The 22,282-nt window shown below is 47.5% G+C and carries 10 protein-coding genes, 1 other RNA gene and 1 pseudogene; 10 read left to right on the top strand and 2 right to left on the bottom strand.

Annotated elements, in window-relative coordinates:
* Positions 1-3: 3 nt before the first annotated feature.
* Positions 4-11,610 carry an Ig-like domain-containing protein gene (locus M989_RS06060; protein WP_064543340.1) on the bottom strand — a complete coding sequence of 3,869 codons (11,607 nt, stop codon included), beginning with the start codon at positions 11,608-11,610 and terminating at the stop codon, positions 4-6.
* 511 nt (positions 11,611-12,121) lie between these two features.
* On the opposite strand from M989_RS06060, the gene ssrA reads away from it, so the two are divergent.
* The 9 genes and pseudogenes from ssrA (at position 12,122) to M989_RS24415 (ending at position 20,001) form a co-directional block, all read left to right on the top strand.
* Positions 12,122-12,484: a transfer-messenger RNA gene (gene ssrA / locus M989_RS06055) on the top strand.
* Positions 12,485-12,652: 168 nt separating this feature from the next.
* Positions 12,653-13,879 carry an integrase domain-containing protein gene (locus M989_RS06050; protein WP_064543338.1) on the top strand — a complete coding sequence of 409 codons (1,227 nt, stop codon included), beginning with the start codon at positions 12,653-12,655 and terminating at the stop codon, positions 13,877-13,879.
* Between the two features lie 230 nt (positions 13,880-14,109).
* Positions 14,110-14,310: pseudogene (locus M989_RS25835) on the top strand (tyrosine-type recombinase/integrase); the annotation flags it as partial.
* Positions 14,311-14,473: 163 nt separating this feature from the next.
* Positions 14,474-15,379, top strand: coding sequence for an MvdC/MvdD family ATP grasp protein (locus tag M989_RS06045; RefSeq protein WP_064543336.1), 906 nt, complete (start codon positions 14,474-14,476; stop codon positions 15,377-15,379).
* The gene (locus M989_RS06040; RefSeq protein WP_064543334.1) at positions 15,369-16,217 is read left to right on the top strand and encodes a hypothetical protein; all 849 of its coding nucleotides are present in this window, start codon (positions 15,369-15,371) and stop codon (positions 16,215-16,217) included. Before M989_RS06045 ends, M989_RS06040 begins: the two co-directional genes overlap by 11 nt.
* Before the next feature lie 8 nt (positions 16,218-16,225).
* Complete coding sequence (locus M989_RS26020; RefSeq protein ID WP_074398742.1) at positions 16,226-16,609, top strand: hypothetical protein; 384 nt, start codon at positions 16,226-16,228, stop codon at positions 16,607-16,609.
* Between the two features lie 104 nt (positions 16,610-16,713).
* Positions 16,714-17,907 carry an SIR2 family protein gene (locus M989_RS06035; protein WP_064543332.1) on the top strand — a complete coding sequence of 398 codons (1,194 nt, stop codon included), beginning with the start codon at positions 16,714-16,716 and terminating at the stop codon, positions 17,905-17,907.
* Positions 17,908-17,911: 4 nt separating this feature from the next.
* A complete protein-coding gene (locus M989_RS24420) occupies positions 17,912-19,783 on the top strand; it encodes an ATP-binding protein (RefSeq protein WP_074398741.1) in 1,872 nt (623 codons plus the stop codon).
* An 8-nt stretch (positions 19,784-19,791) separates the two neighbouring features.
* Positions 19,792-20,001 carry a KTSC domain-containing protein gene (locus M989_RS24415; RefSeq protein WP_074398740.1) on the top strand — a complete coding sequence of 70 codons (210 nt, stop codon included), beginning with the start codon at positions 19,792-19,794 and terminating at the stop codon, positions 19,999-20,001.
* 80 nt (positions 20,002-20,081) lie between these two features.
* On the opposite strand, the gene M989_RS06030 is transcribed toward M989_RS24415, so the two are convergent.
* Positions 20,082-20,393, bottom strand: coding sequence for a conjugal transfer protein TraD (locus M989_RS06030; protein ID WP_050534415.1), 312 nt, complete (start codon positions 20,391-20,393; stop codon positions 20,082-20,084).
* 828 nt (positions 20,394-21,221) lie between these two features.
* Between M989_RS06030 and mobQ the strand changes: the two genes are divergently transcribed.
* A partial coding sequence (mobQ, locus tag M989_RS06025; protein ID WP_064543329.1) for a MobQ family relaxase occupies positions 21,222-22,282 on the top strand: 1,061 nt, incomplete at its 3' end.

The raw sequence follows: 22,282 nt of genomic DNA, 5'->3' as shown, positions 1-22,282 counted from the left end.
GGTTTACACCATATTGACATGCAGCCCGTGCTGGATGAGAACATCACCTAGCGTATTGCCTTGAGAGCTGTTGTGATAAACATCGAACTGGATCCCGCCGATATCACGCTGCCCGCTGACGCTCCAGATATCTCCCTGCGCCTGCACCAGATTCACCTGGTCGCCGGACACGCCTTTAATCAGCAGGTCGTCTTCAGGTTTATCGGTAATTCTTAAAGCCTGTTGCAGGTCAAGGGTGATGCTGTTAGTACCGGACGAGCCTAAATCGACAATTTCGATATTCTGGATTTTGTCACCCAGCGCCGTCAGGTCGAGCTGGAGATGCTGCCCGTCGAGGATCAGCGTATCGGTTCCGGCACCGCCATCGATATGGGTTAACCCCAGAGACGAAAGATGGATAGTGTCGTTACCGGCGCTGCCCGTTACGGAGTCCCCGGTCTGCTGGGTTCCATCGGCCAGAACGATAGTGACGCCTCCAATAGTGTAGGCACCGGTAGCGGCATTTTCTTCCGTAGCCTGTTGATTTTCTGCACTCTGTGCGTCAGTCGTGCTATCGGCCAATACGGCACTGACTTTCGCCGCCGTGGTGGTGGTCGCCAGCGTGCTGTGATCGTCAGAAGACTCGCTGGCAGCCAGCACCGACAGGGTGTCAGCTTCAGTTGCCATCAGCGTGGCCGGCGGCGTGGTGGAAATAATGCTGCCGTTAAGGCCGACGTTAAGATAGGTGTGGTTCCCGGCCGCATCCACCGCATCGATATTCAAAACACTGGTGAGGCTAAGGATAACGCCAAGGTTCAACACCAGGCCCAGAGACGCCGTCCAGTTGCCGCTCGCATCCGGCGTCGCCACCACACTGGCCGTACTGTTCGCCAGTGAAACCCTGATTGAACCGCCTGCGCCCACGTTGGTCGATTTACCGCTGATGGTCAGTACCACCAGACCCAGAAGTGAACTCAGCGGATTAATCGATACCGTAGGAGCCGTCTGTTTACTGCTGACATCCACAGAGGTGGTGCTGGTGTTACCGACCTTATCGGTGACGCCCGCCGTCACTTTCAGTGTGCCATCGGTAATCCCTTTCAGGATGGAAGAATCAACGGTCGCCGACCAGGTCCCGGTAGTGGCGTCCACCGTGATCTTGCCCGGGGCGAGAACGGTGTTGCCAACGGTGACAACCACTTTTGCCCCGTCGGCCAGGCCGTTTATTTTCCCGGTGATAGTCTGGGCCGTATTGGCTTCACTGATGTTCAGCCAGCCGTCGTTGCCAAACAGCGAGGTCAGGGAGATCGACGGCGGGTTATGCGAAATCACGGTCAGCGCGCCGCTGCCTGACGCGACATTACCCGCCGGGTTAGTCAACGTGACGCCAACCGTCAGATTACCGTCCGCTAACTGACTCAGGTCGCTGGTCGGAACGCTGACAGACCATGTTTTATCTGCCCCAACCGTTGCGGTATAGGTGTGGGTGCCCAGCGTCACTGTGACCTTCGATCCAATCCCACTGTCGTTGGTGGTCCCGGAGATAACCTGCGCTTTCAGCAGGTCGGCGATACTCAGACCACCATCGCCGAAGATGCTGTTCACCACCAGCGTCGGTAAGGTGTTAATCGCCACCGACGGCGTCACGCTGACGGTATCTTTGTTACCGGCCATATCCTGAACCGAAACGCTGACGTTAAGCGGGCCGTCGGCAAGTTTCTGCAAATCAACCGTCGGCAGCGCCGCTTTCCAGGTGCCGTCTGCATTGACCGTCGCGGTGTAGTTAAAGCCACCCAGGGCGATTTTCACCTGCGATCCCGCCGCCAGGTTGGTGACGCTACCGCTGATAAACTGCTGGCTCAGCAGGTCGTTAAGATCCAGGCCGTTGCCGCCAAACAGCGGGTTAAGCGTGATTTTCGGCACGTTGGTCACGATAGAGGTGATCACCTGGGAACTCGTCGCCTGGTTACCCGCGCTGTCGGTGACCGACGCCGTCAGCGTCAGGCTACCGTCACCGAGTCCTTTCAGTTCAGCTTTGGTCAATTCCAGAGACCAGACACCGTCGTTAACGGCAATGCCATCATGTATCACTCCGCCGATCGTCACCTTTATGAAGCCGTTGGCCAGGTTAGTGACCGTGCCGCCTATGGTCTGCCCAAGATTGGCCTCATCCAGATTCAGATAGCCGTCATTACCAAACAGGGAGGTGATATTGACCACCGGCAGTTTGGTCAGGTTAACGATAGCGTTATGCGTTGCATCGGTGACGGTGTTGCCGGAGGGCGTGGTGATTTTCACGCTGGCGGTCAGATTACCATCCGTCAAGCCGAGCAGATCGGTACTTTTAGCGGTAATGCTGAATGAACTGCCGCTCACCGTGCCGGTAAAGACCTTACCGCCAACGGTCACCTGTATCAGCGAGCCGTCGTCCGCATTGGCCACGCTGCCTGTAATCAGCTTATCGGTCTGCGCACCTACTGCGCTAAGGGTGTTAGTGCCAAACAGCGTCAGCGAGTTCAGCACCGGCGCCAGCAGATCCAGCTTCAGCGAACCGCTGACGCTGGTCGCACTGTTACCGTACTGATCCGTTGCCGCCATAGAGACGGTTAGCGGCCCGGCGGTACCCAGCGCTTTCAGCGCATCGGCAACGGTGGACGGCAGGCTCACGGACCATTTACCGGTACTGTCTACCGTGGCGGTGAAGGATGCCGTGCTGCCAATGGTAATTGTCACTTGCCGCCCGGCCGCCAGCCCTGTGGTGGTCCCGCTTATCACACCGGAAACCAGTTCGTTCAGCGAAAGCGTGCCATCGCCAAACAGCGAGCCAAGGCTGATGGTGGGTAGTGTCCTCGCGACACCAAAGCTAATATCGGTGGAGATCTGGTTGCCGAAATTATCGGTGATAATGACCTTCCCACTGGCGGTGCCGTCCGGTAGCCCCTGAATTAACGAACTTCCCATCAGCGCTGACCAGGTTTCGGACACAGTATCAATGCTGCCGGTGATTGTCTGTCCGGCAATCACCAGCACAACGCTTTTCGCATTAGTGACATTGCTCAGCGCGCCGCTTATGACATGGGACGTCAGACTTTCCGTGTTGTTAATCACCTTATCGGCATTGACCACGTTATCCAGGGTTAGAGTAACCGCCTCTACCGCTTTTGGCAGGTCGCCCAGCGCCAGTTTGACGTTCGCCAGCGGATCGCTATTATCCCTTGGTACCGTATTGCCGTTCGCATCAGTCACGACCAGCGCTAAGGACAGGGTCTGGGTAGTCAGCCCCTGCCACAGCGACGGCGGCAGGTTAATCGAGAATTTGCCATCGTTGCCGACCGGCACGCTGATATCGACGCCGGCGATGGTCAGCTTAACGGTTGCCCCGCGGTAGTCTCCGTCTACATGACCGGTGAGAATTTGAGTAACCAGAGACTCGGCGATATTGAGCACACCGTCATTGCCAAAGACGCTGTCAATGGCCACGCCCAGGTCCTTGTTCAGAGCGACGTTGAGGGTCACAGAATTTGTGCTGGTATTACCGGCCGCATCCGTTGCGGTAACACTCACCACCTGCGCGCCGTCGGTTAAGGTCAGCAAATCGGCTTTTGGGAAGGTCACGGACCATTTGCTATCGGAACCCACGGTGGCCGGAAGTGATAGCGGCCCAATTCTAATGATCAGACTTTCGCCCTCCTTCCCGTCGCCGGAAATCACCAGTCCATCTTTGATAGCGAGGGTATTCAGCACCGCAGGAAGCAGGTTGAAATTGACATCCAGCAGCGGCGGCGTCGCATCGAGGGTGAAGCCTTCCGTTGTCTGATACGAGTTACCGGCACTGTCGCTTACCGAGGCCCGGAAGGTATAGTCGCCGTCGCTCAGTCCTGCCAGATCGCCTTTCGGAATGGAGGCAGACCAGCTCCCGCCCGCGACGGTGGAGTAGTAAACTTTCACCACCGTACCCGCTGAATTCAGCAACTCGATACGCACTTCACGGCCGTTTGCATCGGATATCCCGGTTAAGGTCTGGTCGAGACTTTTACCGGTGCTGTTCAAATCGGCAAACGCGTTAATCGCCAGGCTCGGCGCCACGGTATCCACCGTGACGTTCACCACCGCATTAGGGGCACCCGCTCCACTGGCGATAATGCTGTTTGGCCCTTCACTGAGATCGGTTTTGGCCACAATAACCTGCCAGCTACCGTCGCTGGCAATCGGGATATTGTTGTAGGTGTGTCCGCCAATCACCAGCGTAATCACGCCGGAGACATTGCTGCTTTTCCCGCTGATGGTAGTGCTGCCAGAAGCCAGTGCCGCCGCATTCAGCGAGTTATTAAGGCCCACTGTATCGATGGTGATCCAGGCTACCGGCGGTGTGATATCGATAATCAGACCAAGATCGGTGGTGCCGGTGACGATCGTCGGGTTACCCGCTTTATCGTTTGCCGTCAGCGTAATGGTACCGCTAACCATGCCCACCATCTGCTCCGGCGTGACCTGCAGGCTCCAGCTATGGTCGCTTTGCACCGTTGTCTGGAAGGTCTTACCGCCGATAGTAATCGTAATCTTCTGCCCGGCTTCCAGATTCGTCGAGGTGCCGGTGAGCGTCTGTACAAGCCGCGACTCACCGTAGTCCAGGGTTCCGCCTGCAAATGCGGAAGTGACGCTGATTGTCGGCTGTATCAGCGCAATATTGACCGGCTGGGTAATGGTGGTCACGTTGCCCGCCACGTCGGTCACTTTCACATCAATACTTTGCAAACCGTTGGTCACGCCGCTCCAGTCGGTCTGATTCATGGTCAGAGACCAGCCGGTTCCCCCTGAGTTAACGACGCCAGGGAACGTCTTACCGCCGATGGTCACCGATACCGTCGAGTTACCCGGTATCGCTGTTGTCAGGTTGCCGGTCAGCGTCATCGGGCTTGTCACATCGCTAAGGCTGACGTTGCCGTCGCCAAACGCCGAGGAGAGGGTGATCACCGGGTTACTCAGTGCAGCAGAGAATTCGCGTACCGATTCGTTCACGTTGCCGAACTGATCCTCAGCGGTCACCGTAATGGTGTGCTTACCGTTGCTGAGGAATTGCAGCGCATTGGCCGGCAGCGCCAGGATCCAGTTTCCGTTCGCCAGCACCGTGGCCGGGTAGCTGACCCCGTTGACGTCGATAGTCAGCTTCACATACTGCGTGCCGCTGGTAACACCTGTTGTCCCCGTCAGCGTCAGCGGTCCGCTGGCTTCGCTAAGGCTTAGCAGGTTATCGCTGCCAAACAGATCAACGATAGACGGTGTCGGCAGGCTGGTATGGACCGTAAAGTTCACCGACTGCGTATCGGTATTGCCCACCGCGTCGGTGGCGGTGATCTCCAGCATCTGGGCGCTACCGTTAGGCAGATTTTGCAGCACCGCTTTTGGCAGATTGATAGTCCAGCTGCCGTCTGCAAGCACCGTTCCGTTGTAGGTTACCCCGTTTAACACCAACGAGACTTTTTGCCCGGCACCGGAGAGATTCGTGGTGCCGGAAATGGTCTGATTACTGGTTGATTCGACGAAATTCAGCACGCCGTCGGTAAAAGCCACGACCGGGCTAAGCGACGGAGCCGAATGGGTTGCGGCGATAAAGCTCCCGCTGCCCGTCGAGACGTTGGCGGCATTATCGGTAACGGTGATATCAACGCTCACCTTGCCATCCGGGAAGGCTTTCATCTGGGCGGACGTCAGCGACAGGCTCCAGCTACCGTCGGCATTGATGGTGGCCGGGCCGTAATCTACGCCGTTAATACGGATGGTCACGCTCTGGATACTGGCTTTCGCCAGCCCGGTAGAGCCGCCTATTGTGCCGGTTGTTGCACCGGCTTCCAGCACGTTCAGAATACCATCGCCAAACGGCGCTGCCAGGGTCGGCGTCGGCAGCGTATCGGTCTGCACGTTAAAGCTGGCGCTGCCGGTGACGGCGTTCCCGGCTCTGTCGACAATCGTGACGGTCATTAAGTGCGAACCGTCGCTTAATGCCAGCAATGCAGCCGGTGGCAGCGTTAACGACCAGCTGCCGTCATTGTTGACCGGCACCGTAATTGGGTTAATGCCATCAATGGTTATCTTAACGGTCTGGCCCGGACCGGTTACCGAGGTTGAACCACTCAGGGTTTGCCCGAGCGTGGCTTCTGCGAGGTTAATAATGCCATCGCCGCCAAACAGACCGCTGAGGGATGGCAGCGTCGGTCTGGTCAGCAGGTAATCAACGTTGGCCGTCGCACCGGCCTGGTTGCCCCATCCATCCGACGCGCTGACCGTATAGACATGCGTACCATCGCTGTTAGCCGGGATATCGTTAGAGCCAACAATAATGCTCCATTTACCGTCGCTGCCCACGGTTCCACTTCGTACCGCCACGCCATCAACATAGAGCGTCACCACAGTATTAGCGGCAAGACCGCGACTGGTCCCCGTAATCGTTGTACCGGCCTGAGCATCGTTAATATTGACCAGCGCATCACCGAAAGGCGTGCTCATGGTCAGGGTCGGTGGCGTGGTGCTGTTGACATCGACAGGAATTTTCACCTGTGTGGTATTGCCGTCCGCATCCGTCGCGCTCAGCGTCCACTCGCCTTTGCCCTGGGTAAGATTCTGCAAAACGTCCAGCGGAACGGTCATCGACCAGCTATTGCCCGGCCCCGCCACGGTATCAACAATTTTACCGCCCACGTTGAGCGTAACGATCTGCCCTTCTGGCGCTGTACCCGACAGCACCTGGATAGCCGCCGTTTCGCTGATATTGACTTTGCCATCGGCAACAAAACTGCCCGGGTTTAGCGTAAGCGTCGGCCCGATCAGATCCACCGTTACCGTATGGTTGACCGGCGTCGCCGCGTTATTGGCGATATCCGTAGCATTTGCCGTCACCGTATACGGCTGCGAGCCGGAACCGCTGGACAGCGCCTGAACATCGGCAGCCGGCACGTCAACGCTCCACTTGCCGGTGCTGTCCACCAGCCCGGTATAGGTCTTACCGTTCAGCGCAACGGTGACAATACGACCGGTGGTAAGGTTCTGGGATGAGCCGCTGATTGTCAGCGCCTGAAGATGCTCGATGGCGTTAATCACGTCATCACCGGCGATGACATTGACGGTGAGAGAAGGCAGTTTGCTGGCATCGGCCACAAAGGTCAGATTATGGTTACTGGTGGCTGAATTACCGGCGACATCGGTAACGGTAGCGGTAATCACCTGGGTACCGCTGGTCAACCCGGTCATCACCGACGAAGGCAATGTCAGCGACCAGGTACCGTCTGGCTGAACCAGAGCACCCGTATAAGTGACGCCGTTAAATACAACGCTGATAATACTGCCCGCCTCGGTGTTGGTGGTTTTACCGCTAATCACCAGCGGCTGCGAAGATTCATTCACATTGATGAAGTCATCGCCGGAAATAGCATTGATGGTAATGGTTGGCAGGGTCGCCGGATTGGCATCAAGAATAAAACTGCCCTTCAGCACGGTCGGGTTACCGGCGGAATCACTGATGGTGGCCGTATAGTTAATCGGGCCGTCAGGCAGGCCTACCAGCGCGCCCGCCGGCAGCGAGATGCTCCAGGTCCCGTTACTTAACAGCGTAGTGGTATAGGTCTGGTTGTTAACTGCCACAACAATCGTATGTGGATGGTCAGGATCGTAAGGCCCGCCGGTACCGCTAATCGGCACGCTCTGCACCACCTCGACCGCGTTAACGTAGCCACCGCTGACCGCCTGAAGCGTTAACGCTGGCGGTGTTTTATCAACGTCGATGGTGCCGCTGATGACGCTGGTGTTTCCAGCCACATCCTTCGCGGTGACGGTGTAGGGAATCGGAGTTAAGCCAGTATCCGGGGCATTTAACAACGCGGCAGGCGCATCCAGCGACCAGTTGCCGTTGGCATCAACGGTGGCGCTGTAGTGGATGCCGCCGATATTCACCACGACCGTCTGTCCGGCGCCGAGTACGCCTGTACTACCGGTGAGCGTTGGTGAACCTGCAGCTTCTGCACTATTCAGTATGCCGTCGCCAAATGGCGTATTAATCGTCGCCGACGGTACTTTGTTGATAATCACCGTAAAATCATGGCTGACGCTAATCGGGTTACCGGCGGCATCAACGGCGCTGACGGTGACGGTGGATTTGCCATCACTCAACGCTTTGGCATCCGCTGCCGGTATCAACACCGACCAGGTGCCGTCAATTTCGGTTGCCTTTGAATAGGTTTTACCGTTCAGGGTGACGGTGACGATGGTATTGGCCGTCAGATTGCTGGAAATGCCGGTGATACTGAAACCCGCTCCCGCCTCGGCCACGTTGATAGCATCATCACCTGTGACTGGCAGCACGCTGATAGCGGTAAGGTCTTTATCAATGGTGAAGTTATGCTGTGATGATACGGTGTTACCGGCCTGGTCGCTGGTCGTCACCACCAGGGTATAGCCATTGCTGGTCAGTGCAACCAGATCGCCCTGCGGGATCTGCACAGACCATATGCCGCTGGCATCCACCGTACCGATCCAGGACAGCGACCCCAGGGAGACGGTAACCGTCTGCCCTTGCTGAACATTGAGCGTTTTACCGGTGATGGTGATAGCCTGGTTAATTTCAGCAGCATCGATAATATTGTTGCTGGTGACCGGATCCACGCTCAGCACCGGCTGTTTGGTCGGATCTATCGCCACCTGGATAGGCTTCGTTACCACGGTGGCGTTGCCCGCGCTATCGGTCACCGTGAGCGTCATATTGACGGTGCCGTCCGGCAGCGCTTTCAGATCCGCCGAAGTGACGGGAATAGACCAGGCTCCGTTTTGCCCAATGGTGGTGGTGTAGGTTTTACCGTTCAGCACCAGGGTGACTTTATCTCCGGTTTGTACATCGGTTGCCGTCCCGCTCAGCGTTTGGGTGATGTTGGCTTCGCTGGCGTTTAGGTAGTTGTTTCCTGCAAACGCAGAGATGGTGACCTGCGGCGGCACCATATCAACGGGAACATTCAGATTCTGAGAACCGGTGTTGCCGGCGATATCGGTGACCGTAACGGTAACCTGGAGCGGCGAGCTGGCATTGGTCAGCCCCGACAACGCGCCTGAAGGAATGGTGGCGATCCAGTTACCGTTGGCATCTACCGTTCCCTGATAATTAACGCCATCAAGGGTAATGACCACCTTCTGCCCTGCCCCGCTTACGCCGGTTTTACCGCTGAGGGTCTGGTTCTGGGTAATCTCCTGCGCGTTTAGCACGCCGTCGCCAAACGGCGTGTTAAAGCTGACATTCGGCAAGTTATTAATAACAATATTGATAGTATGGTTGTCGCTTACCGCGCCATTAGGCCCGATCGCCGTCGCCGTAACCGTCAGCGCGCCATCCGGCTGGGTCAACAGCGTTCCGGCAGGCAACGTGACCGACCAATTCCCCTGAGCATCGGTTTGCGCCGGGAATGTCTTCGTGCCAATGGTTACCGTTACGGTGGTATTTGTGTCCAGCCCCGCGCTGGTACCGCGGATGGTGACCTGGCCAGTGGCCTCGTTTTTGCTGATATAATCGTCACCGGCAATAATACTGATCGCCACGCCCCCCTTCAGGGTATCGACGTTAACCGTTGAACTACCGGTCCCCGTTTGCCCGGCAAGATCAGTAACGGTCACGCTAATGCTAGTGGGCCCCTGCGGCAATTTCTGCAAATCAGCGGCGCTTATCTGCACGCTCCAGTTGCCGTTGGCATCCACCTGCGTGATGTAACGATGATCGCCTACCGTGACCTGCACCGTGCTGCCCGCCGGCGCATTTTTCGTGGTGCCGGAAAGGGTCTGGTCAGTTTTCACCTCGGCGGCGTTCAATGCATTATCACCGGTCAGCGGCGTGACGGTGATGGTAGGCAGCAACGTTTTAACATTAAAACTGCCGTTTATCGTGGTGGTATTGCCCGCCGCATCGGTCAGGGTTGCCACAATATTGTTAGTCCCCTGTGGGAGTGCGGTAAGATCGGCTGGCGATAAGGAAATAGACCACTTACCGTCCACGCCTACCAGCGCCGTGTAGTTTTTACCGTTCAGGGTTACGGAAACCGTACGGCCCTGATCTTCAATCGATGCGATACCGCTAAGCGTCTGGCCCGCTTTCGCTTCCTGTAGGTTAAGAATATTGTCGCTGGTCAGTGACAGGACAGCTAACGAAGGCGGGGTGAGATCGACGGTAACGTTGCCCTGTACCTGTCCGGTATTTCCCGCCGCATCTTTGGCAACCACGGTTATCGGCAAGGTACCGGCAGCCATTGCCGCCATATCGGCAGCGCTAAGGTTTAACGTCCACTTACCGTTAGCATCCGCAGTCGTTTCCCAGGTTTTATTACCAATCGTCACCGTGACCGTCTGCCAGCTGCCTTTTACGCCGGTCGTCCCCGTCAGGGTCTGAGCAGCGGCATGTTCTGCGCTATTGACGTAGCCATCGCCAAACGGCGTATTGAGGGTCGGCTTAGGCAGGTCATGGGTCATCACGTCCAGATTCTGAGTCGCCTGGGCCGACAGGGTTCCAAGTGAGACACGAGCAGAGATAGTGTAATTACCATCCTGCAGCAGTTGCAGATCTGCCGACGGGATCGAGACGCTCCAGTTACCCGCGCTATCCACGGTCGCCACATAGTTTTTGCCGTTCAAGGTCACGATAAGCGTAACGCCGGTGCCGTACAGGCTGGTGATTCCCCGCACTTCCATCGGTTGTTGGGCCTCAGCCGCGCTCAGATGACCATCGGTGGACAGGATTGCAATCGCTACAGCCGGCTGGGAGGTATCAATGGTAATCGTCTCACTAGCGGTAATGATCTTACCGCTTTTCTCCGTGTAACTCACGGTCACGACCTGAGAACCGTTAGCCAGCGCCTGCAGATCTGCCGCAGGGATCTCCACGCGCCACAGGCCATCGCCGCCAACCGTCGCAAAATAGGTTTTACCATTTAACGTAATGGTCACCATCTGACCGGAAGCGATATTTTGTGTTGAGCCCCACAGCAGTTGGTTCAATTGAACTTCGGCCGAGTTCAGTGCGTTATCGTTGGCAAAAGGACTAATAAAAATTTTAGGGGTTGCAACAGGCTCAGGATCCTTCCCGCCTCCCCCGCCGCTGTTATGACCGTCATTCCCGCCACCGTCACCACTGCTACTGGCTGCGATAGCAATTCCGCCGATCACCGCGGCGCCAGCTATCGCGCCCAGCACGCCCAGGGTTGAGATCCCCGCAATGCCCGCACTACCGGTCAGCGCACCAATAGAGGTTTCGGCAATGGTCGGCACCACCGCCTCAGCGGCCATTGGGCCCGCTTCCGTTGCAAACGGGAAGGCTGCGCGATGTACGCCATACTCATCTTCAAAAATCAGTTCGCTGTGTAAGCCGTTAGCATCAAGCGTAAAGAAGCTTTGATAGCGTACCGTCGTACCGTCCTTCATGTGGACAATAAGATCGTCGCCCTGCCGTTCATAAAAATTAACTGATTCAGGCGAAGCATTAATTTTCACTACGCTGCTTTGCGAGAGATTAACGACCCTGTCAGCACTTTGCGAATAACTTGTGATCTCCTTCCCAGTTTCACGGCTAATAATATCTACGGTCGGAGAAAGTGCGTTTGGTTCTGCCATCTTGATATTCCTCTCGCTGCAAGGTAATTACGCACGGCGGCAATAAGGATAAAACGCCTGATATGGGCATCACCTTGAAATGGATTCAATAGAATATAAATGCAACACATTGATTATTAAAATAATAATCAATTCATTACATTACGACCATCTGAGCGATCGCTTTAAAACCTATAACCCGCACCCTGCATTAATGCAAATAAAAACAATAAATAAGTTTATTTCACAAAACACGATGGATGGTCTAGCAGGGGGAAAATAAAATATCTTTAAGCGATGCTAAACAACTTCAATGAAGTGTTTAAGTCGCATTAATGTGCCCTACCATAAATAAGGGTATGATTTTAAAATATGATATATCATGCAAATAATAATGGCATTTATATTATGGCTGTCATTTTAGATTATTTTCTCTGTTTACATACGCTGTACAGAACGCAACCAGCTGCAATCCCTCACGATTTGCGCTGGCGTCACGCGTCACAAATCTGTTATACTGATTGAACACATTGGGGCTGATTCTGGATTCGACGGGATTTGCGAAACCCAAGGTGCATGCCGAGGGGCGGTTGGCCTCGTAAAAAGCCGCAAAAAATAGTCGCAAACGACGAAAACTACGCTTTAGCAGCTTAATAACCTGCTCTGAGCCCTCTCTCCCTAGCTTCCGCTCTTAAGACGGGGATCAAAGAGAGGTCAAACCCAAAAGAGATCGCGTGGAAGCCCTGCCTGGGGTTGAAGCGTTAAAACTAATCAGGCTAGTTTGGTAGTGGCGTGTCGGTCCGCAGGTGCCAGGCGAATGTAAAGACTGACTAAGCATGTAGTGCCGAGGATGTAGGAATTTCGGACGCGGGTTCAACTCCCGCCAGCTCCACCACTTTTTAGTAAAGTAAAGTCTACTAAAGACTATCAAGGCCGCACATCACAAGGGTTGCGGCCTTTTTCATGTCCAGTGAAGTCTACTGAGAATTGCTAGAAACTACTTGTTATGACACCCTATTTAGTACCCCGACCATTCAGGCTACTAAAAATGGGATACTAAAAAATGGCAAGAATCGTTACTAAGCTCAACGACACTCAGATCAAGAAGGCCAAGGCAACAGACGATAACAAAGAGATAACACTGTATGATGGCGATGGCTTGATGTTGAGAGTTAAGCCCAGTGGTAAGAAAGTGTGGTATTTCAACTATCAGGTGCCAGCGACCAAAAAACGAACAAAAACAAAATTAGGAAACTACCCTCATCTTACCCTTGCTCGTGCTAGAGCAATGCGTGATGAATACCTGTCACTGCTCGCAAACGGCATCGACCCACAAGTTCATAATGAAAAAGTGGCTAATGACCTGAAAGATGCTACTGAAAATACATTGCAAGCAGTTGCTGAACGCTGGTTAGAAGAGAAGAAGAAGACAGCAGGACTCTCGCAAGACCACGCTAACGATATCTGGCGTAGTCTTGAAAGAAACATCTTTCCAACGCTAGGTAATGTTCCTATCAAAGAGATTCGCCCCAAAATGCTCAAGCAGCATCTAGACCCAATTGAGCAACGAGGTGTACTTGAAACTCTACGCCGCATCATTTCTCGCCTGAATGAAATTTTTCGCTATGCTGCCACGGAAGAGCTTATAGAGTTCAATCCTGCCGACAATCTCGCTCAGCGTTTCAGTAAGCCTAAGAAGCAAAACATGCCTGCCCTTCCACCCGATGAGCTACCACGCTTCTTGATTGCTTTATCTAACGCATCTATACGGTTAGAAACCCGTATGCTGATCGAGTGGCAATTGTTGACGTGGGTAAGGCCGGGAGAAGCGGTCCGTGCTCGTTGGTCCGATATTGATGAAGAGAACAGGTTTTGGAACATCCCCGGTGAATTTATGAAGATGAAACGTCCTCACAAAGTGCCGTTGAGCAAAGAAGCTCTCCGTATTCTTGAAAACATGCGCCCTATCAGCGGCCACAGAGAATGGGTTTTTCCAAGTATCAAAGCCCCCCTCAGTCATATGCATGAGCAAACAGCAAACGCCGCAATAATCAGAATGGGATTCGGTGGAGAACTGGTAGCACACGGTATGAGATCTATTGCAAGAACAGCAGCAGAAGAGTCTGGTAAGTTCAGGACAGAAGTCCTTGAATCAGCCCTTGCGCACTCGAAAAGGGATGAAATCATCGCAGCTTACAACCGTGCCGAGTATCTAGCAGAACGAGCAACACTAATGCAATGGTGGGGTGATTATGTTCAGACGCAGAAATTTAAGGCTCTAGCGGCGTGATAATAAAAAATACAGCATGGATTCAGGTAAACATTTTGCGATGAGGCTGGTAAAACAACAGACCACCAACGTGATGTGTTGGCTCACAAGCTGGCAAATGAGGCTGAACCAGCACATAACCTTAAGACGTTATGGCCTGAAGGAGTAGCACTGATGGATGATTGGTCAGAGTAATGCACTGCCAATGTTTAACTGTTCTGCTTCATATTATAATCAACAAAGTCCTGTGAAATATGGGCTATGGCACGAAGCAGGGCATCACTGGCGCGGCTTCCGCACACTTGCGTGTAGCGCCTTAATTCAATCAGGTTTATGGTCAGAAGATACTATGTATGGCTTCAAATGGGCCATAATGAAAGCGACATCGTTCGTGCTGCTATACCCATAAGGCCAAACATCTTGACCAACGTCACCTGATGCTTCAATGGTAGGCTGGTTTCCTTGATGCTAACGGCAATTGTATGGTCAGGCCGTGAGTTTACACCCAGCCCCCACCCGCCCAAACAACCAAGGAGGGCTGTCATTTAATAGCATGGAATGCTTTGCATAAAAATTAGCAAAGTAATAGGATAAAAGAAAAAGAGTGATATTTTTATGATTTTAGTTATAACATCAAGCTTTGATAAAACTATAGATTATATAATTAAAAAACAATGTGTTGATGACTTTTATGTTTTTAATATCGATAAATTTTCCGAATATCAGGTTTCCTATACAAAAAAAGGATTCGAAATAAGAAATCAACATTATGGTGTTCTTTTTGAAAGTAACTGCTCGTCTATTTATTATAGAAAACCAACACCAGAAAATCTTAATGATATAATCGGTGTAAAATATCATAACCATTGTTATAGAGAAGTTTTTTCTTTGGTTGAAGGGATTGCTGAAGCTTTTGATGGAAAATGTTTGTCCCGGCCATCTATTCTTAGAAAAGCAGATAATAAAGTATTACAAGCAAAAATAGCTGATAAGATTGGTTTTTCAACTCCAGATTATTGTTTAACAAACAGCCCTCACCTATTAACATCCCATTTGGCTGAAGATATCATAGTTAAACCTCTATCTAACGGAGTCGTCGAGGATGAACATCACAAAGAGATTGTACAAACAAATTTGTTTGATAAAAGCAAAAACACAAGCACTCTAAAATTCAGCCCTGCCTATTTTCAGAAATATTCAAACAAACAATACGAAGTAAGGATTACTATCATTAATGAAATATTCTTTCCCGTTAAAATTGAATCCGAAAATAAAATTGACTGGAGAAAGAAGGATAACAAAATAATATATAGCAAAATCGACATTCCACAGAAAATAAAAGATAAGTGTTTGATCTACATGCAATTCTTTGAAATTGATTTCGGCTGTTTTGATTTCATAGTTTTTGATAATGAATGGTTATTTTTAGAAATGAATGCCAATGGTCAATGGGTATGGCTCGAACACGAAACAGGGCATAACATTTCAAAAGAAATAATGAGATATTTAAATGATAAATAACATTTTCTATCTAATAATAAGATTCTTAAATTATTCATTACTTTTTCATACTTCGGATGATGAGAATTTTGACACGCTAGAAATAAGGCAGCAATGTGTTCTCGATAACTTACGACTATCCTTAATAGCAATACCTTTAGGGAACAAAATTTATTATATACTGACATTTAAAAAATTATCTCCTGATTTACTTAAAAAGGAAAACTTTGGTTTCCTTTTTATTCTTGATTACGACTTAAAATGGGGAAGAAAGTCGCCAGATTTCATAGAGAGTCAAGTTGAAAAATATGTAGAAAACATTGAGACTCAATCTGTAGAAAAAACGAAGGAACAAGAAGAATTTTTAAAGCAACGGATATCAGAAAATAATGAAAGCATGTCAGTTATACGTAACAAAATAACCCACTACACCACGATAATGTTAGCATTTGCAAGCGCTTTAGTATATTTATTCACAAAAACATCCGCTATATACTCCTCAAGCGTTCTGATTTTAATCTATTACTACATACTTTTAATTATAACAGTTCAGGTAGTTAATTTAGCCTTATTCTTAAGAAAAGGTATGCTGATTAGTTCATTTTATCAGTCTTCATTTAAAGAGTTGAGAACATCTGTTTATAAAAAAGAATTAGCAAAATCATTTTATAGAGATTGGTTTGCCAAAAATGATGATGTGAGATATTTTGCTGGCATCGTAAAAAATGCCGAAAAATATTTATATCGTGCCATTTGTATCGGATTTATTTTTTTCACATTGATAACATTATCATCTAATGAAAATAACCAAACTGACACACATCATTTCTCTGAAGTTTATATCGTTCAATATTTATAGGACTTAAAATGAAACCATATGTGATGTTTTATAGTGAAACCTATCGAAAACCAACCCAGTCATTAGAGTATTCTATTGATACTACGGTAAGAACTTTTACAATTGAATCTGATGATAGTGATTCGATTAATGCAGGAACAATGATAACAAAAGTAAACGAAAATGGAGATGACGATTTTATCTATATGTCTACTATTGAAACAAGAGAGATAGAAAACAGTGATCAGAATTTCTCTTATCAAAGCACTGTTGTTACAGAGTCGATTGAAAATGATGATAATGATTACCTATCATGCGCAACTTTGGTTACAAATGTGGTAGAATCGAATGATAATGATTTTCATTCAATGCATGACGACGCATTAGTAAGTCATGTTCATTTAATAAATTGACCAACCTCTTGAAAATCATAATGTACTATAGATGGTTCTTTGAGAAAATGTTACCTTGAAAGTCTTATTATATAGTACACGAAACATACTGTTGAAGGTGTTCGATGAATACTACACACGATCCTATCCGTCATATAAAATACTTAAGACAATCATTATCCCAAGATAACGAGGCTATCGGCTTTTTCCTATCAGCAGGATGCCCGTTGTCAGTTGATATGCCTGAAGGCCAGTGGCCATTAATACCAGATGTAGTTAATCTTACGAAATATATTCATTCTGAATTAAGTGATAATGAGCAATACGCAAAACTTATATCGGAATTGGAGAAAGCAGAGAAAAATAAAAATAATATAGAAGATATCCTTAGCTTTTTGCGAGCACTTGTATCAGTGTCTAAAGGTGGTGAAGTTAGAGGGTTAACTGAAGAACAGCTTTCGATTCTTGAAATAACAATATGTGAAAAAATAGCAAAAAAAATCAACGTGAGCCTACCAAATTCAGAAACACCATATCATAATTTGGCTAAATGGATACGCTCAATAGATCGCAAGATTGCTGTGGAAATTTTCACAACAAATTACGATCTTTTAATGGAGCAATCACTTGAAGAAATGGAAATACCATACTTTGACGGTTTCGTTGGTGCTAACAATCCATTCTTTGATCTTAGAGCCTTGGAGGATAACCTCATCCCTAAGCATTGGTCAAGGCTTTGGAAAATACATGGCTCAATCAATTGGTGTCAAAAACATGTGGGTAATCAAAAAAGAGTATATCGGACTCACCCCAACCATAAAGAGTCATCACACTTAATATATCCCTCACACCTGAAATATGAAGAAAGTAGGAAAATGCCATATTTAGCCCTACTGGATCAATTAAATAGATTTATCAGAAAAAAATCATCATTTCTCGTATTATCAGGCTATTCCTTTAATGATGGTCACTTAAATGATGTTATAGTTAGTGCACTAAAGTCAAATCCAACAGCTATGGTTTTAGGGTTAATGTATGGCGATTATTATACTGATGGTAAGGAAAAATACCCAGAAGCTTACCGATTAGCTAAAAATCAACATAATTTGAATATATGGACTAACGATGCTGCTATTATTGGAACTAACTATGGGAAATGGTTTTACAATGAAAACAATGATGACGACAAAGAAATATTTGGATTTATAAAAAAAATAAAAATAGAAGATAGCGTTTATTGTAACTCCAATGTTAACTTCGGTGACTTCAAGGACTTTTCCAGTTTCTTACAAAGAATTATTGGCTCTATGAAGGATTAATTTTATGTCTGATAAAGAATCATATTTAGGAAAAGTTCAAGATGTAAACGGCACCACAGTCAGTGTTTCATTATCCAAGGATTCTTTAAGTGGATTCATCTATATTGATGGTCAAGGCTATAGGGCGGGACAAATAGGTAGCTTTGTTAGAATACCAATCGGGTTTAATAACTTATATGGAATAATCAGCCAAGTTGGCGCTAGTGCATCACCATTAGAACCTGACGAAAATACACCAGTGGATAACAGATGGCTCCGCATACAACTTATAGGAGAAGCACAAAGAAATGGAACATTTCAAAGAGGATTATCACAATATCCAACGATCGGTGATAACGTCCATCTCGTATCGGAAAAAGAATTAAAACAAATATATGGACAACCGAACGAAGGATATTTTGTTAAAGTAGGACATATATCAAATGCAGACTCAATACCGGCTCTTATTGATATTAATAAGCTTATAACCAGACATTCTGCTGTAGTAGGGACTACTGGCTCAGGAAAATCTACAACTGTAGCAAGTTTGATAACAGCTTTATCTGACACTAATAAATACCCTTCCGCAAGAATAATTATGCTCGATCTGCATGGAGAATATGGTAGATGCTTAAAAGATAGGGCGAATATATTTAAGGTCAATGCAGACCCCAACCCTATTGTGGGTGAAAATGAATTATATATACCCTATTGGGCCCTTAATTTTGATGAACTTTCAGAAGTATGTTTTGGTGGGATAGACTCAGAAAAAGAACGTAATATATTACTAGAGAAAATACAAAAAGTAAAAAGTGAGTCGCTTAAGAGAGTATCTCGAGATGGATCAAATCAGGATACTTTGAGCGCAGATTCACCTATACCTTTCAATTTGCACAGTTTATGGCATCAATTGTATACAGAAACTTTTGGAACATATATTAAAACCCAAGGAAAACAACCACTTGAAACACTGGCTTATGAAACATTAGATGATGGATCTGAGTTGAAAGGTAATGCACTATCGGGCATACCTCCCATTTTCAAGAATGTATCAAATGAAGCTGGTGCCACAAAGATAAATTACCTACCATCCCCACTTCCTTTAGGTAAGCAACTACAAGCATTAGGTTCAAAGCTCAGAATTCCAAGGTATGACTTCATTTTTAAACCGGGTGAATGGACACCATCGATACATGGTGATATCAGTAAAGACTTAGACCAGCTTCTTAAAGGATGGATTGGAGACAAACCTGTAACTATTTTAGATTTATCTGGTGTTCCATCAGATATATTGAAAACCATTATAGGTGCTGTATTAAGAATATTATATGAAGCTTTATTCTGGGCAAGAAACTTATCTCAAGGTGGTAGGCACCGACCTTTATTAATAGTCATGGAAGAAGCTCATAATTATTTAAATAGTCAAGATAACAGTATCGCGTCACGTATGGTACAAAGAATTGTAAAAGAAGGAAGAAAGTATGGGATAGGAACAATGGTAGTAACTCAGCGCCCATCAGAAATCGATCCGACCATACTTTCACAATGTGGCACTTTTTTTGCCCTTCGCCTTAACAATGCTTCTGATCGAAGCCATATAACTTCAGCAATGTCAGATAATCTTGATGGATTAACAAGCATGCTTCCTATTCTTAGAACAGGAGAATGCATTGTATTAGGAGAGGCCGTAAAGTTACCGATGAGGACATTAGTAATACCTCCACCAAAGGACCGCAGACCTGATAGTCAAGACCCTGTTGTATATGATATCCTCCCACAGGATGAATCAATGACCCCCGGTGGCTGGAATATATTACCAGAAAAAGAACCAAATTATGCCGAAGTCATCGAGGCTTGGAGATCGCAAAGCCCACGAATAAGTAAAGTAAAATTATAGAGGAAATTATGGATCGACAACCAGTAGTTTCAAGTAACATTCGTAGCGTTGGTTATGATGCTAATGATTTCATCCTTGAGATTGAATTTAATAATGGTGCGATATATCAATATTTTGATATCCCTGAAAATATATACTCTGATTTGATTTCTTCAGACTCGATTGGAGGATATCTAGCTCGCCATATAAAAGGGTATTTTAGATACTCTCGCGTTTAGAAAAAATTACAAAAGGGCCAGTAAGGCCCTTTTGTCATCGTAAAATGATTATTGATAATAGAATAATGATAATCATTCCCCTATTTCTGCCGTCCAATTATATCCTCAAGAAACCTTTTTCCTCGTAATTTTAATCTTGCTTTATCTTCAATGCTAATTTTCGATGATTGTAATATCAGTCCTAAGATTAACTCTTTATCCACCTCTTCTACTTTACAGCCCACAGCTTTAGCAACTTCAGCACCAAGGATGATCTTCAGGCGTGTCTCAGCGCTTTTAGATAAAGATTTCTCTTTGCTCTTGAGGCGATTCAAACGCATCTGCGCTGATGCTATTTTTTGCTTAATTGTTTTTTCTGTTCTTGGCTTTCTGTTTTTATCATCCGTACTCATAATTACTTTTCCTTTTAGTTTTTAAAAACATCAAATACAATTAAAAAAGGAAAAGGTCAAATCACATGACAAAATCGAACATTTTATTTTGAATTAAACTACGCAGCACGAGATGATTGTTCCTGACAATTAGTTGCTGTACAGGCTTGCCCTGTTAATGATGGGATTTATCCCAAAAAATAGTGTTTTGGTTTTAAAAACAACACGCCAGTAAGCCGAAAATAAAATTTTGCAACACAGACGAGTGCAACCACTAACGTTAAATACCTGATACTCTCCCCGTTACTTATTTTATCAAATCAATGAAAGTAATTTTGACTGTTGTTTTTACACTCTGATTTCCGAACCTAACCTGTGAATTGTGCAACACGTAAAAGCGTTTGTTATTTTCACTGTTTTGTCTAATTTTCACTTTCCCGCCTTACGGCGGGAGGCTAATTTAACTACTTTTGCCCTTTCGGGCGCTATCTAAAACAAAAAATTCAATATTATCCCTCTACCTCAGCCGTTTATCCGATTCCGGCCCTGTTAAGTTAACAGATACTAAAACTAGTGTTATTAATTAAGAGTAAGAAAACTTTTTACATTGTCGTTATTTTTAGCTCCTTTAGGAGATATAAAAATAAAGCAATGCCCACCTATACACTGCTACGCAGTGTGTGGGGTCTACCGACGGTTGCCTGCCGCAGGCTAACACCGTTTCCTTCGGAAACAAGGTCAACGTCAACACCAGAGTTTTTCTTACGAAAAACTAAAACCAGCATAGTCGCATTGGAGATTTATATTTTGGTTTGATCTTTAAATTTATATTGAGGTTGTTTTTATTGTATGGCTATTTTTCATCTTGATTTTAAAATTGTGAAACGAAGTGAGGGCAGATCTTCCGTTGCGAAAGCTGCCTATCATGCTCGTTGCAGAATCACAGATGAAAGAACAGGTGATACCTATGATTATAGCCGCCGTACTGATTTATGCGGGCATTTCATATTAGCACCTGTTAATGCTCCAGAACATATCGTAAAAGACTCTACAGCATTGTGGAATGAAGTTGAACGGGTCGAGCGTCAGCAAAATGGTCAAACAGCCCGTTATTTCGATGTTGCTATTCCTGCTGAGTTAAATAATGATGACAAGAAAAAACTTGTTCTTGAATATTGTCAGAAAAATTTCGTTGATAAAGGCATGATTGCCGATATCGCTTTCCACGATCTCGATAGCGATAACCCTCATGCTCACGTTATGTTGACATTAAAGACAATAGATAAAAATGGGTTCGGTAAAAAAGAAAGAAGCTGGAACGACAGAAAAATGTCTGTCCTTTGGCGTGAGTCATGGGCATCTATGGCGAACAGCTACCTTGCTGCTGCTGGCTCGTCAGAACGTATTGATCATCGTTCCCTTCAGGCCCAGCATGAAGAAGCATTAGAAAAAGCGGCGGTTGCTCTGGATAATGAAGAAAAAGCACTATGGCTTGCCAAAGCCGCTGAAACAAACCGTCCTCCAATGAAGCGTATCCACAGTGCCAAATGGCGTAGTAAAGCAGCTCAAGAGCAAAGAGCCGCAGAACAGGCTGTTCGTGATGCTACCAAGCAAGAAGCCGTTGAAGTCTACAAAACATTCAGTGAGCTTGATCTTGAAATCATCGTTGATGTCAGAAGCTTTACGATTACACATCTTGCTGAACCAGAAGAGATTGTCTTACCTGAAAATCATTCAGGCAGTTCAAATACTGATGAGCAAAAACCGGTATTGGTTGCTCCTTCACCTCATACTAGTATTCGTGGAGTCAAATCTTACCGTGATAAAACAAAAGTCAGTAAGGTTATTGCTGGTAAGAAACCATTGGTCAGTATTTCTGATTCTGGAAAAAATACTATTCTGAAAACACC

The organism is Kluyvera georgiana ATCC 51603 (genome assembly GCF_001654985.1).
GTDB lineage: Bacteria > Pseudomonadota > Gammaproteobacteria > Enterobacterales > Enterobacteriaceae > Kluyvera > Kluyvera georgiana.
Note: the sequence above shows the minus strand (reverse complement) of the source record. Positions and strands in the feature narration are given on the sequence as shown.

Bases quoted from the DNA above. Each gene is read 5' to 3' on its own strand.
- M989_RS26020 (WP_074398742.1), top strand. From the start codon at position 16,226: ATGAAACCATATGTGATGTTTTATAGTGAAACCTATCGAAAACCAACC.
- M989_RS06040 (WP_064543334.1), top strand. From the start codon at position 15,369: ATGATAAATAACATTTTCTATCTAATAATAAGATTCTTAAATTATTCA.
- M989_RS06060 (WP_064543340.1), bottom strand. From the start codon at position 11,610: ATGGCAGAACCAAACGCACTTTCTCCGACCGTAGATATTATTAGCCGT.
- M989_RS06050 (WP_064543338.1), top strand. From the start codon at position 12,653: ATGGCAAGAATCGTTACTAAGCTCAACGACACTCAGATCAAGAAGGCC.
- M989_RS06045 (WP_064543336.1), top strand. From the start codon at position 14,474: ATGATTTTAGTTATAACATCAAGCTTTGATAAAACTATAGATTATATA.
- M989_RS24415 (WP_074398740.1), top strand. From the start codon at position 19,792: ATGGATCGACAACCAGTAGTTTCAAGTAACATTCGTAGCGTTGGTTAT.
- M989_RS06030 (WP_050534415.1), bottom strand. From the start codon at position 20,393: ATGAGTACGGATGATAAAAACAGAAAGCCAAGAACAGAAAAAACAATT.
- M989_RS06035 (WP_064543332.1), top strand. From the start codon at position 16,714: ATGAATACTACACACGATCCTATCCGTCATATAAAATACTTAAGACAA.
- M989_RS24420 (WP_074398741.1), top strand. From the start codon at position 17,912: ATGTCTGATAAAGAATCATATTTAGGAAAAGTTCAAGATGTAAACGGC.